General features: G+C 70.4%; 13 protein-coding genes. 11 read left to right on the forward strand and 2 right to left on the reverse strand.

Annotated elements, in window-relative coordinates; translation table 11 throughout:
- Positions 1 to 269 precede the first annotated feature (269 nt).
- From AB0E91_RS01095 to AB0E91_RS01120, 6 genes are all read left to right on the forward strand, one after another.
- Positions 270 to 1304 carry an alcohol dehydrogenase catalytic domain-containing protein gene (locus AB0E91_RS01095; RefSeq protein ID WP_361773241.1) on the forward strand — a complete coding sequence of 345 codons (1035 nt, stop codon included), beginning with the start codon at positions 270 to 272 and terminating at the stop codon, positions 1302 to 1304.
- Positions 1301 to 2758 carry an MFS transporter gene (locus AB0E91_RS01100; protein WP_361773244.1) on the forward strand — a complete coding sequence of 486 codons (1458 nt, stop codon included), beginning with the start codon at positions 1301 to 1303 and terminating at the stop codon, positions 2756 to 2758. The genes AB0E91_RS01095 and AB0E91_RS01100 overlap by 4 nt, the downstream gene beginning before the upstream one ends.
- Positions 2758 to 3642, forward strand: coding sequence for an aldo/keto reductase (locus AB0E91_RS01105; protein WP_361773247.1), 885 nt, complete (start codon positions 2758 to 2760; stop codon positions 3640 to 3642). Before AB0E91_RS01100 ends, AB0E91_RS01105 begins: the two co-directional genes overlap by 1 nt.
- A 31-nt stretch (positions 3643 to 3673) precedes the next feature.
- Complete coding sequence (locus tag AB0E91_RS01110; RefSeq protein WP_361773250.1) at positions 3674 to 4744, forward strand: NAD(P)-dependent alcohol dehydrogenase; 1071 nt, start codon at positions 3674 to 3676, stop codon at positions 4742 to 4744.
- Positions 4745 to 4918: 174 nt separating this feature from the next.
- Positions 4919 to 5719, forward strand: a complete 801-nt coding sequence (locus AB0E91_RS01115; RefSeq protein ID WP_361773253.1) for an SDR family oxidoreductase — start codon at positions 4919 to 4921, stop codon at positions 5717 to 5719.
- A gap of 50 nt (positions 5720 to 5769) precedes the next feature.
- Positions 5770 to 6159: a nuclear transport factor 2 family protein gene (locus AB0E91_RS01120; RefSeq protein ID WP_361773256.1), complete on the forward strand. Its 390-nt coding sequence runs from the start codon at positions 5770 to 5772 to the stop codon at positions 6157 to 6159.
- 508 nt (positions 6160 to 6667) lie between these two features.
- Here AB0E91_RS01120 and AB0E91_RS01125 read toward each other — a convergent pair.
- A complete protein-coding gene (locus tag AB0E91_RS01125; protein ID WP_361773259.1) occupies positions 6668 to 7825 on the reverse strand; it encodes an oxygenase MpaB family protein in 1158 nt (385 codons plus the stop codon).
- Positions 7826 to 8038: 213 nt separating this feature from the next.
- Here AB0E91_RS01125 and AB0E91_RS01130 point away from each other — a divergent pair, with 213 nt between their 5' ends.
- Together AB0E91_RS01130 and AB0E91_RS01135 are read left to right on the forward strand one after the other, a co-directional pair.
- Entirely contained in the window at positions 8039 to 8593 is a 555-nt protein-coding gene (locus tag AB0E91_RS01130) for a TetR/AcrR family transcriptional regulator (protein WP_361773262.1), read from the forward strand.
- A 69-nt stretch (positions 8594 to 8662) separates the two neighbouring features.
- Positions 8663 to 9343 carry a TetR/AcrR family transcriptional regulator gene (locus AB0E91_RS01135; protein ID WP_361773265.1) on the forward strand — a complete coding sequence of 227 codons (681 nt, stop codon included), beginning with the start codon at positions 8663 to 8665 and terminating at the stop codon, positions 9341 to 9343.
- A 38-nt stretch (positions 9344 to 9381) separates the two neighbouring features.
- Here AB0E91_RS01135 and AB0E91_RS01140 read toward each other — a convergent pair whose 3' ends face one another.
- Positions 9382 to 10017 (reverse strand): TetR/AcrR family transcriptional regulator, encoded by a 636-nt coding sequence (locus AB0E91_RS01140; protein WP_361773268.1) that lies wholly within the window; start codon positions 10015 to 10017, stop codon positions 9382 to 9384.
- A 145-nt stretch (positions 10018 to 10162) separates the two neighbouring features.
- On the opposite strand from AB0E91_RS01140, the gene AB0E91_RS01145 reads away from it, so the two are divergent.
- The 3 genes from AB0E91_RS01145 to AB0E91_RS01155 are packed head-to-tail and all read left to right on the forward strand — an operon-like array spanning position 10163 to position 12586.
- The gene (locus AB0E91_RS01145) at positions 10163 to 10993 is read left to right on the forward strand and encodes a crotonase/enoyl-CoA hydratase family protein (protein ID WP_361773271.1); all 831 of its coding nucleotides are present in this window, start codon (positions 10163 to 10165) and stop codon (positions 10991 to 10993) included.
- A complete protein-coding gene (locus AB0E91_RS01150; RefSeq protein WP_361773274.1) occupies positions 10978 to 12168 on the forward strand; it encodes a thiolase family protein in 1191 nt (396 codons plus the stop codon). The genes AB0E91_RS01145 and AB0E91_RS01150 overlap by 16 nt, the downstream gene beginning before the upstream one ends.
- A gap of 16 nt (positions 12169 to 12184) precedes the next feature.
- The gene (locus tag AB0E91_RS01155; protein WP_361773277.1) at positions 12185 to 12586 is read left to right on the forward strand and encodes an OB-fold domain-containing protein; all 402 of its coding nucleotides are present in this window, start codon (positions 12185 to 12187) and stop codon (positions 12584 to 12586) included.
- Positions 12587 to 12599: the final 13 nt, after the last annotated feature.

Here is a 12599-nt window from a genome sequence, read left to right on the forward strand (position 1 = left end):
CACGGACGGCCCCGCGCCTCGGCCCGTCCCCACGTGACGAACCGCCGACCAGTGCCGGGCCCGGGGTCGGCGGCGCGCGAGGACTCCACTCGTCCGGCGCGGGCCTCGCGCTGCCCACTTCACCGTAGATCCGTCGGCGAGGACCTGCGAGGTACTGCCATTACCTGGAAGAGCAGTGACTCTCACCTGCGTGCCGGTGCGCGTTTCCATGGAGAAGGCCGAGGACGGGAAGTCCGGGCCCGAACCCGAATCCGACCCGAAGGAACACCGTGCGCGCAGCACTCATGTACACGGCAGGCGACGTCCGCGTCGAGGACGTGGCCGACCCGGCTCTGAAGGAACCCACCGACGCTGTCGTGCGCATCACCACCGCCTGCGTGTGCGGCAGTGATCTGCACCCCTACCACTCCATGCCGCGCTCCGGCGGCCCGGTCCGCATGGGGCACGAGTTCATCGGAGTGGTGGAGGACATCGGCCGTGAGGTCGGCACGGTGAAGAAGGGTGATCTGGTCGTCGCGCCGTTCGCCTACTCGGACGGCACCTGTGAATTCTGCCGGGCCGGGCTGCAGACCTCCTGCGTGCACGGCGGCTTCTGGGCCAGGGACGGTGTCGACGGCGGCCAGGGACAGGCGGCGCGGGTACCGCTGGCCGACGGCACCCTGGTCAAGCTCCCCGTCGGCGCCGACGACGCGCTCATCCCCTCCCTGCTCACCCTCTCCGACGTGCTGGGCACCGGTCACCACGCGGCCGTACGCGGCGGGGTGAAGCGGGGCAGCACCGTCACCGTGATCGGGGACGGCGCGGTCGGCCTGCTCTCCGTGCTCGCCGCCCGGCGGCTGGGCGCCGAGCACATCGTCCTCATGGGCCGGCACACGGCCCGCACCGACCTCGGCCGCGCGTTCGGTGCGACTGACGTGGTCGCCGAGCGCGGCGCCGAGGGCATCGAGAAGGTCCGCGAGCTCACCCGCGGCGGCAGCGGGATCGTCATCGAGGCGGTCGGACACCGGCCCGCCTACGAGCAGGCCTACGGCGTGGTCCGCCCCGGCGGCACCATCAGCCGCGTGGGTGTACCCCAGTACGAGGAGGCCCCGGTCGGCTTCGGCAGTCTGTTCGGCGGCAACATCACCCTGACCGGCGGCCCCGCCCCGGCCCGCGCCTACATCGACGAGCTCCTCCCCGACGTCCTGGAAGGCCGCATCGAGCCCGGCCGGGTCTTCGACCGCACCGTCGCTCTCGACGACATCGCCGAGGGTTACCGGGCGATGGACGCGCGTGAGGCCCTGAAGGTGCTGGTGCGGCCGTGAGCCACTCGGTGACCACCACCGCACGACGCGTGCCGGGGGCTGCGGCCGACGAGCCGGAGCGGGGACCGGTCCATGCGAAGCTGATCCTGGCGATCATCTGCGTCAGCTACTTCATGGTCATCCTCGACAACTCGATCGTCTTCACCGGGCTGCCGCAGATCCGCTCCGCCATGGGGTTCTCCGAGACCGGCCTGTCGTGGATCACCAACTCCTACGTCCTGGTCTTCGGCGGGCTGCTGCTGCTCGGAGCCCGGGCCGGTGACCTGTTGGGACACCGCAGGGTGTTCGTGTTCTCCCTGGCCGTCTTCGCTCTCACCTCGCTCCTGGTCGGTGCGGCGCAGAGCCAGTGGTGGCTGATCGGCGCCCGGGCGCTCCAGGGCGTCGGGGCCGCGGTCCTGGCCCCGTCCGCGCTGTCCCTGCTCACGCGCAGCTTCCCCGAGGGCCGGGCACGGAACCGGGCGATGGCCGCCTACAGCGCCGTGGCCGGTCTCGGCGCCGCCCTCGGCCTGGTCGTCGGGGGACTGGTCGCGGACCTGATCTCATGGCGCGCCGGGTTCTTCCTCAACGTACCGATCGGCATCGTCATGATGGCGCTGGCTGTACGGTTCCTGCCGGAGACCGACCGCCGGCGCGGCCGCTTCGACCTCCCGGGGGCGCTCCTGGCGACCGGGGGCTCCACCGCTCTGGTCTTCGGCATCGTCGACGCCTCCGACATCGGCTGGACCGCCCCGGCCACCCTGATTCCGTTGGTGGCGGGTGCTGTGATGCTGGGGCTGTTCGTCCGGGTGGAGCGGCGGGCGGCGCAGCCGATCGTGCCGCTGCGGCTGTTCGCGAGCCGGGAGCGCAGCGGCGCCTATGTGATCCGGATGCTCTACATGGGCGCGATGATGGGCTTTTTCTTCTTCACCGCCCAGTTCGTGCAGAGCGTCTACCACTGGACACCGCTCCAGGCCGGTCTCGCCTTCCTGCCGATGACGCTGGTCAACTTCGTCTTCGCCGTCCAGGTACCGAAGCTGCTGGAGAGGTTCAGCAGGCCGCGGGTGCTCACCGCCGGGCTCGCCCTGACCCTGGTGGGCATGGTGTGGCTCAGCCGCCTCGGCCTGCACACCCCCTACCTGACCGGAGTGGCGCTGCCGATGGTGCTCATCGGTGCCGGCCAGGGACTGGCGCTGGCCCCGCTGACCTCCAGCGGCGTGGACGGTGTCGCCCCCGCGGACGCGGGGGCCGGCGCAGGCCTGGTCAACACCGTGCACCAGATCGGCAGCGCCCTGAGCCTGAGCATCCTCACCGCCGTGGCCGCCACCGTGTCCACCGGCCACGCGGCCGCCGACATCGCAGCCCGCTCGGGCGCCGCCCTGACCGGCTCGGCCGTCCTGCTCGCGCTGGCGGTCGTGGCCGTCCTGACCCTCGTCGTCGTGCCCTCACGGGCCACCCGTACCGAAAGGTCCCTGTGATGCAGAATCTCACCCTCAACAACGGCGTCCAGATGCCCGCCCTCGGACTCGGTGTCTTCCAGACCCCGCCGGACGAGACCCGGGCCGCCGTCACCGCGGCGCTCGACCTCGGCTACCGGCACATCGACACCGCCGCCGCGTACGGCAACGAGCGTGAAGTCGGCCAGGCCATCCGCGACTCCGCCGTACCCCGCGACGACATCTTCGTCGAGACGAAGATCTGGATCAGCGACTACGGCTACGACGAGACCCTGCACAGCTTCGACAAGAGCGCCGCCAAACTCGGCGTCGACCGGATCGACCTGCTGATCCTGCACCAGGCCCTCCCGTCGGACTTCGACAGGACCCTCGCCGCCTACCGCGCCCTGGAGAAGCTGCTGGCCGACGGCAAGGTCCGCGCCATCGGCGTCAGCAACTTCATGGTCGACCACCTGACCGCGCTGCTCGACGCCACCACCGTCGTCCCCGCCGTCAACCAGCTGGAGATCCATCCCTACTTCCAGCAGCGCGCCGTCCTCGACTTCGACGACCGGCACGGCATCCTCAACCAGGCGTGGTCGCCCATCGGCGGCATCACCTTCTATCCGGGGTACGGCGAGGACCGCCGCAGCGTCCTGGAGGACCCGGTCGTCACCGCGATCGCCGCGAAGCACGGCAAGAGCCCCGCCCAGGTACTGCTCCGCTGGGGCGTCCAGCAGGGCCGCTCGGTGATCCCCAAGTCGACCAAGCGGCACCGCATCGCCGAGAACATCGACATCTTCGACTTCGCACTCACCACGGACGAGATGGAAGCCCTCGACGCCCTGGAGACCGGCCGTCGGGGCGGCCCCGAACCGGCGGACGTCACCCTCGCCGCCTACGGACGCGCCATCCCCGAAGCCTGAAACCTCCCCCTGTCCCACTGAAGGAACCACCATGCCCACCACCGTCAACGCGTTCGGCGCCCACGAAGCCGGCAAGCCGCTCGCTCCCGTCACCATCGAGCGCCGCGATGTCGGTCCGCACGACGTCAAGCTCGACATCCTGTACTGCGGCATCTGCCACTCCGACATCAGCTTCGCCGGCGGCGCGTTCGGCCCGCTGCCCGTCAGCCCGCTCGTCCCCGGCCACGAGATCGTCGGCCGCGTCACCGAGACCGGCGCCGAGGTCACCCGCCACCGGGTCGGCGACCTGGTCGGCATCGGCTGCATGGCCAACTCCTGCCGCGAGTGTGAGAACTGCCAGGCAGGCCAGGAGCAGTACTGTCTCAAGGGCCACACTCTGGTCTTCGGCAGCCCCGACCCCGCCGAGCCCGGTACCCACACCCAGGGCGGCTACTCCGAAGCGATCGTCGCCCCCGAGGACTTCGTACTCCGCGTACCGGAAGGTCTCGACCCGGCCGCCGCCGCTCCCCTGCTGTGCGCCGGCATCACCGTCTACTCCCCCCTCAAGCGCTTCGGCGCCCGGCCCGGCACCAAGGTCGCGGTCGTCGGCCTCGGCGGCCTGGGCCACCTCGGCGTGAAGATGGCCAAGGCCATGGGCGCCGACGTGACCGTCCTGTCCCAGTCCGAAAGCAAGCGCGAGGCCGCAGCGGCACTGGGCGCCGACCACTACGCCGTGACCGGCGACGGCTCGGCCTTCACCGAACTGGCCAACACCTTCGACATCATCCTCAACACCGTCAGCGCACCCGTGTCCCTCCCCGACCACCTCGGCATGCTGCGCCTGCACGGCACCATGGTGAACGTCGGAGTGACGACGAAACCGATGCCGATGGAGGTCTTCCCCCTTCTCCAGAACGGCCGTTCCTTCGCGGGATCGCTGTTCGGCGGCATCGCGGAGACCCAGGAGATGCTCGACTTCGCCGCCGAGCACGGCGTGAGCGCCGACATCGAACTGATCGGCGCGCAGGACATCAACACCGCCTACGAGCGGATCCTCGCCTCCGACGTCCGCTACCGCTTCGTGGTCGACGGCGCGACCTTCGCCGGGCCGTGGCAGGCATGACCGGTCACCCACGTGAACTCCCGTACGAGGGCGCTGAGAGTCGCCCTCGTACGGGAGTGACCTGCGGCGGCGGTACCTCGGAGCGAAGCGCTGCACGCGGCGCGTGACCGCGGCGCCCGAGTGAGACTGACGGCATGGGTGCTCATACGCCCACCCCCTGGCAAGGAAACGAACATGGCAGTACAACCCCTGACCGTCCTGGTGGTCGGCGCCACCGGCAGCATCGGACGGCTCGTCGTGGCCGAGGCGATCGCCCGCGGACACGCCGTCCGGGCACTGGTACGTGACGTCGCGAAGGCCACTCAGGTGCTTCCCGCCGACGCCGATTTCGTCGCCGGCGACGTCACCCGGCCCGGGACACTCCCCGACGCGGTGGCCGGTGCCGACGCGATCGTGCTCACCCTCGGCTCCTTCGGCACAGGCGAGTCCTCGCCGGAGACGGTCGACTACGCAGGCGTACGCAACGTACTCACCGCCGTGACCTCCCTTGCCGACCCGCTGCCCCGCGTGGCGCTGATGACCTCCATCGGCGCCACCACCCGCAGCAGCGGCTACGGCCACCTGCTGGAGTGGAAGCGCCGCTCGGAGCGTCTGGTACGGGCCAGTGGTCTCGTCTACACCATCGTGCGGCCGGGCTGGTTCGACATGAACGGACCCGACGAACATCGGATGGTGTTCCTCCAGGGCGACCGCCGCCGCTCCGGCGGCCCCGCCGACGGACGTGTCGCGCGCACCGACATCGCACGGGTGCTGGTGGCAGCCCTCACCGCTCCCGGGGCGGCCGGCCGAACGTTCGAGATGGTGGCCGAACAGGGAGGCATGCAGGGCAACTTGGGGCCACTGTTCGCGGCACTGGACCAGGACCCGCCCGGCTCCCTGGACGCGGTGCGGGACGAGGCCAACATGCCGCTCGACGCCGAGCCGCAGCGGGTCCGCGACGACCTCGACGCCGTCCGGGCGCGCACCGCGTCCTGACGACAGCCCGGTCCTGCCGCGCAACACCCGCCACACAACAAGGAGTCAGCATGCCCCCCACACCCAGCCGGACGGACCGGGAGGACATCCTCCAGGTCCACCGCGCCTACCTGGACGCCATGGCCGAAGGAGACACACCGTCACTGGACGCCCTGCTCGACGACGGTTTCACCCTCACCCACATGACCGGATACGTGCAGCCCAAAGCCGAGTGGCTGGCCGGGATGAGGGCCGGGCAGTTCGTCTACCACTCCATCGACGAGGTGGACACGGCGCTCGATGCCGGCAACGAGGACGGCACGGCCCGGCTGACCGCCCGGACCGTGACCGACGCCAAGGTGTACGGAAGCCGGGCCCACTGGCGGTTGCTCCTGACCACCGAGTACGCGCGCCGCGACGACACGTGGATCCCCCTGAGAACGGTCGCCACGACGTGGTGAACGCCGACGGGCAACGATCCGTCGAATCCGGTGGACCCTTCCCCGACCGCGACACCATCGGCTGCGGGCCCAGCTGGATGCGGACGAGGTCCGCCCGGTCCCGGTGACAGATCGTGGTCGCAGACAGCGAGCAGCACGGCCACCCCCAAGAACGATCAAGGGGCCGTTTCAGATCTCCTCTGAAACGGCCCCTGAACCGCGACTTCGTAAAGTCGGGACGACAGGATTTGAACCTGCGACCCCTTGCCCCCCAGGAGTGGGGGCCAAGGGTATTTTCTGGATATAACAGACTTAATCAGGGTGGACAACGTGTGCAGCAGGCGCCGTCGTGCACCGTCGCGCACACCGTGTGGTCCCCAACTGGTCCCCACACGCGGCATGGCCGCAAGCCTGTACAGCCCTCCACCTGGCGCCGGACATCGAGGGATCCCTTGTCCAGGTCGGCCAGTCCGGCTGAGCGGCCGGCCCGGACGGCAGACCGTGATCCGTCGGGACGGCGATCGAGGGCTCAGAGGGGAAGGGACCCGATCTGCTGGCGGGCTCCGTCGAAGAGCATGCGGGCACGATTCCGGCGGAATTCCATGCCGATACGGTCGAGGTAGCTACGCCCGAGCGCGGAGGACCCCACGAGGAGCGATGCGGCGAGGTTCTTCGCGATGACGGCCGGCACCACCCACGGCAGCGCGACGGGGAGGCGGAGGTCCTCCAGACTCCGCTTGCCCAGGAAGTACCTCAGCATGCTCAGCAGGCGGGCCTGTGCATACCGTGCGCGCAGTGAGGTCAGCCGGCCGTGGTCAAGGTGTCGTTCACCGTCGACGATCGCCGCAGTCAGGGCCGCACCCGCCGGTGTCTGACCGTCCTGGGCGAGCAGCACGTGGTAGTTGAAGACGTTCTGCTCGCGCTCGGTGTCGAAGAGCCAGTCCTCGTTCACGCCGAGGAGCCAGCCGACGTATTTCCACAGGTGCATCACGGCGAGGGAGTCCTCGGCGCTGACGTGCCAGCCGAGGAAGCGGGCACCTAGGAGGAGGGTGCTGTTGAACAGTCCCAACGTGCCGGCCTGGTCGGCCTGGTTGATGGGGAGCCCCCATCGGTCGTTGTCCCAGCGGCCGTTGGTCTCGAACCGGTCGTTGATCAGGGCGTGCATGGCCCGGACGTGGACGGTGAGCTTGAAGCCCTCTCCACCGCGCCGCATCGCACCCGGCTCAACGACCGCGCGTGTCCAGGTCTCGGTCTCTCCGAGCCGCCGCATGGCCGTCGATCCCGACAACCCGCCCGTGGCGACCAGCAGTTCAGGGGGTCCGCCGTACCGGTAGCCGCCGATCAGGGACAGCTGCAGCAGGACGTCCGTCGCGGTGCGCCCCATGCGCCGGACCACCCCAGCACCCCGCTCCAACAGATCGAAGTCGACCCAGTCCGGCACCTCGTCGACCATCGCGAAGAACCGCACCAGGGCGGGCGGCGCGTCGGGAACGGCCTCGACGCCTTCGTCCAGTGCCTTCCTGAACTGGGCCATGGTGACGCGTTCCGCGTCTGTCCCGGTGACGCCGCCCGCGCGCATGGCGCGGACAAGGGCGGCACCCTGCTCGTCGCGGGCGTACAGGCGTCGGCCGATCAGGTCGAGCAGCCCTTCGTCGACCTCCTCGACGCCGGCTACGCGCCGCAGCACTCTGCCGATGCGGAGATTACGCTCCGGTGCGCCGCGGAAGCGTCGCGGATACGGCGAGGCATCGCGCTCGTCTTGTGCGTGCAGTGGAATCACGTTTGGATGCTGACACGAGCGATTATTCGCGTTCAATTCGCGTTCCGGGAGCGGACCATGACCTTCGGCTCACAGCAACGTGCGGCCAGACGGACGCCCCGACAGGACCGGTCCCGTGCCATGGTCGAACGGATCCTCGCGGCGGGTCGTGAGGTTCTCCTGGTGCGGGGATACGAGCGCACCAGTACCAGCCGGATCGCCGTCAAAGCCGCGATCAGTCCGGGGTCTCTGTACCAGTACTTCCCGGACAAGGAGGCGATCCTGGATCAGGTGCTGGATCGCTACGTCGATCAATTGCACCTTCGCATCACCGACGCGTTCGTATCCAACCTCGAGGCCACCGACAGCGTGCGGAGCACGATCGGGGCCCTGCTGGACGCCCTGGAAGGCGACGCCGGTCTGCTCCGTGTGGTCTACGAGCAGCTGCCGCGCAACGCCAGCCCGCAACGGGCCGAGTTCGTCCGGCGCATCGACGACCTGGTCACCACCGCGCTCCTGTTCCAGGGCCGTCCCGCCGTGAGGCCGGTGCGTGCGGCCGCCTGGATCCTCGTGCGCACCATCGAGTCCGTGACGGTCGGCTACGTCCTCGATCCCCCGCCGATCGACCGCGAGTCGGTCATCGACGAACTCACCCGACTCATCGAGGGCTATCTCATCGCCCCTTCCGCTACCTGAGTCTATCTAGCGTTCGTTAGAATGCGGTCGGATGTCCGTCGACAGCGGTGGCGAGGAGTGGTGGGACTGATGGCGACGAAAGCGCCTCGCGCGGCCAAGCAGAACTCGGCACCCGACTCCGGGGCTCGGATCGACGACTGGCGCGCGTTCGCACCACTCGACCTGCACCCGATCCTGGCGGCCGCCCTGGAGGAGTTCCGCGAGCACGGCTACCACGGGACGTCGGTGCGGGACGTGGCACGTCGGGCCGGCGTCAGCCTGCCGATGATCTACTACCGCTTCGACAACAAGCAGGGCCTGCTCGTGGCGCTGCTCGAGGGCGCAATGGGCGAGGTGCTGCGGCGGGCGCGGGCGGCGGACGCGGAGGCCAAGGGCCGGGTGCTGGACCGGTTCGCCCACGTCGTCGAGTGCATCGTGCTGCACATGACCCACCGGGCGGCGACGGCCGGACTCGACGCCGAACTGCGCTATCTGGAACCGGAAAACCGGAAACAGTACGCGGCGCTGCGGAAAGAACTGGAGGAACTGCTCCTGGAGATCGTCGAAGAAGGCGTGGCCCAGGGGCTGTTCGAGGTGGACAGTGCACCCGACACCACACGGGCGCTGCTCGGAATGTGCCAGGCGGTGACAGGCTGGTACCGCGTCGACGGATCGCTGCCGCCCGAAGAGATCGCCGACCGTTATGTGGGGATCTCGCTGCGCACCGTGGGGGCCCGGGTGCGACCCGCTCCGCACGGCCACGCGAAGTGAGCGATCAGGTCCGGTGAGTACTCAAGTCCGGTGAGTACTCAAACCACTCGGCCTCCGTACTTCGTCGCCCTGTTCATGCCGGCCAGGATCGTGTCCACGAGTTCGTCGAGGTAGTCGTCCGCACGCTCGCGTGCCTTCTCGCGCATCGAGACCGGTGTGACCGTGGCGTGCATCATCGTGGCGCCGAAGAGGAGGTCCATGAGGACGGTCGGACTGCTTCCGGGTGGCAGGTCTCCCCGGTCCACGGCGTTGTGCACCAGGCGCCGGGCGGCGAGCACCGTAGGGCTGCCTTCACGATGGCGGGAGCCGAAGACCTCGGGGTGGACGGTGGCGTCGACGACGCGTCGCATGAACGCGAGCCCGATGTCGCTCCAGAACATCTCCAGCATCTGCTGCGCCAGGCGGCGCAGGTCGGCCCGTAGGTCCCCGGTGTCGATGTGGGTGTCGAGCACGATGCGCGCGCCGAGCGCCTCCCTCAGCAGGGTCTCCCGGTCGGGCCAGCGCAGGTACAGGGATGCCTTGCCCACCCGGGCACGGCGCGCGACGGCTCCGATCGAGAAGCCGTCCAGCCCGGCGTAGCCGTAGACCTCCACCGCCGCGTCGTAGACCCGGTCCTCGAAGTCCGGATCCCGGGGCCGTCCGCGCTGCGCGCCCTCACCGGTCGTGGCGGCCATGTCCCGCTTCCTCCTGACGGATAGATGCCTCTTGCACACAGTGGTTGTCCACGCCATCATGGCATCGCCATTTTGAGACCGATGCGGTCTGTATTTCGGGAGGGCTGCTGCAGGCCCTCCTGTCCCCACTTTCGGGAGTACGTCCATGAGCTCATCCGGTGCCGCCTTCACGCCGCCGCCCGAGTCACCTGCGCCGCCCGCCGCTCTCGCCGAGCGCCACGGGCGCACGCTGCTCGTGACGCTGAACCGCCCGCACGCCATGAACGCCGTCGACGCAGCCCTCAGCGCCGCCGTCGGCGCCGCGCTGGAGGAGGCCGAGCACGACCCCGACGTGCGGGTCGTCGTCCTCACCGGCGCCGGGGACCGCGCCTTCTGCGCGGGCGCCGACCTGAAGGCGCTGGCCCGCGGCGAGTCCCTGCACGCCCCAGGCCACCCGGAGTGGGGCTTCGCCGGCTACGTACGGCACGCCATCGGCAAGCCCACCATCGCCGCCGTCAACGGCTTCGCCCTCGGCGGCGGCACCGAACTGACACTGGCCAGCGATCTGGCCGTCGCCGCCGACACCGCCGTCTTCGGGCTGCCCGAGGTCTCGCGGGGGATCTTCGCCGCGGCGGGCGGAGTCTTCCGCCTCGCCCAGCAGGTTCCGCGCAAGGCCGCCATGGAGATGATCCTCACCGGCGAGCCCGTCACCGCCGCCCGCGCCCTCGAACTCGGCCTGGTCAACCGGGTCGTGCCCGCCGCCGAGGTGGTCGACGCCGCCCTCGCCCTCGCCGAGCGGATCTGCGCGAACGCCCCGCTCGCCGTGCAGGCGAGCAAACGTGTGGCCCTCGGCATCCTCGACGGCCGCATCCCCGACGAGGAGAGCGCGTGGGCGCACAGCGACCGTGAGATCCGCGCGCTCCTCGCCACCCACGACGCCCAGGAGGGCCCGCGCGCCTTCGCCGAGAAGAGGAGCCCGCAGTGGCAGGCCCGCTGAACGTACGTCCCGCACGCCGGCCGGCCATCGCCGGGCTCGGCATCACCGAGATGGGCCGCGTCTACGGCCGTAACGCCGAGGACTTCGCCGCCGAGGCCGTCCGCCTCGCCGTCGCCGACGCGGGCCTGAACCTGGCCGACGTCGACGGAGTGCTCACCAACACCGGCCTGGCCGGCGGGGTGGGCATCGGCCTGCAACGCCGGCTCCAACTGCGCGACCTGCGGCTGCTGTCCGAGATCCAGTCGTACGGCGCCTCGGCGGGCGCCATGGTGAGCTACGCGTCCATGGCCGTCCAGGCCGGCATGGCGGAGACCGTCGTCTGCGTCTTCGCCGACGCACCGTTGACCGAGGGCAAGCGCAGCTCGGCCGCGTACGCGGGGCGGCGCGTCCCTGTCGGCTTCGACGCCCTGCTCCCGGCCGCCGGGCTGACCAGCGTCAACGCGCTGTACGCCCTCGCCGCACGCCGCCACATGGAGGCGTACGGCACCACCTCCGAGCAACTCGGCGCCATCGCCGTCGCCCAGCGGCAGTGGGCGGCCATGAACCCGCGGGCCCAGTTGCGCGATCCGATCACGCTGGACGACCATCAGAGCTCGCGGTGGATCGCCGAGCCCCTGCGGCTGCTCGACTGCTGCCTGGTCAGCAACGGCGGTGTGGCCGTCGTCGTCACCACCGCCGAGCGCGCCGCCCACCTCCCCGAACCGGCGGTGCATGTGCGTGGTTGGGCGCAGAGCCACCCCGGCTATCCCGAACACCGCGACAGCGAACTGGGGTTGAGGAGCGGCGCCGCACAGTCGGGCCCCGCCGCCCTGAAGATGGCGGGGCTGAGCATCGCGGACGTGACCGTGGCCGAACTGTACGACTGCTACACCTTCACCGCGCTGCTCTCGCTGGAGGACTACGGCTTCTGCGAGAAGGGCGAGGGCGGCCCGTTCGCGGCCTCCGGGGCGCTGGCTCCCGGCGGGGGACGGCTGGCCGTGAACACCGGGGGTGGCCAGCTGTCGTCGTACTACATGTGGGGCATGACGCCGCTCTCGGAGGCCGTCATCCAGGCCCGGGGGCATGGCGGTGACCGACAGGCGCCCGCCAACGACGTGGTCCTCGTCAGCGGCAACGGCGGCATCCTCGACCATCACTCGACGCTCGTCCTCAGCCCCCATGCCGACAACGACTGACCGCCGAGAGGTTCCTGTGCCCACCCTCACCGTCACCCGTGACGACGCCTCGGCGCCGTTCTACGACGCCACCGCGCGCGGCGAACTGCTGCTTCGCCGCTGCGCGGACTGCCCCGCCTGGGCCGCGCCGCGCACCCGCGCCTGCCCCTCCTGCGGCGGCGACCGGCTGACCTGGCAGCCTGCCTCCGGCTCCGCGGCCCTGGTCGGCTGGACCGTGGTGCACGGCCGTCCCCCCTCCGACGGCGGCGAAGTCCCGCGAGCGATCGCCGCGTTGGTGGAGCTGGCGGAGGGGCCGTGGCTGCACGGCCGTCTCGTCGGCGCCGAGTCGGCCTCACTCGCCACCGGACAGGAGCTGACCCTCGCCTTCGAGCAGCCGGGGGGCGGTGAGTCCGTCCCCGTCTTCCGTCCCGCCGACTGACCGTCCCGCCGAC

Source organism: Streptomyces sp. NPDC026659, assembly GCF_040638245.1.
GTDB lineage: Bacteria > Actinomycetota > Actinomycetes > Streptomycetales > Streptomycetaceae > Streptomyces.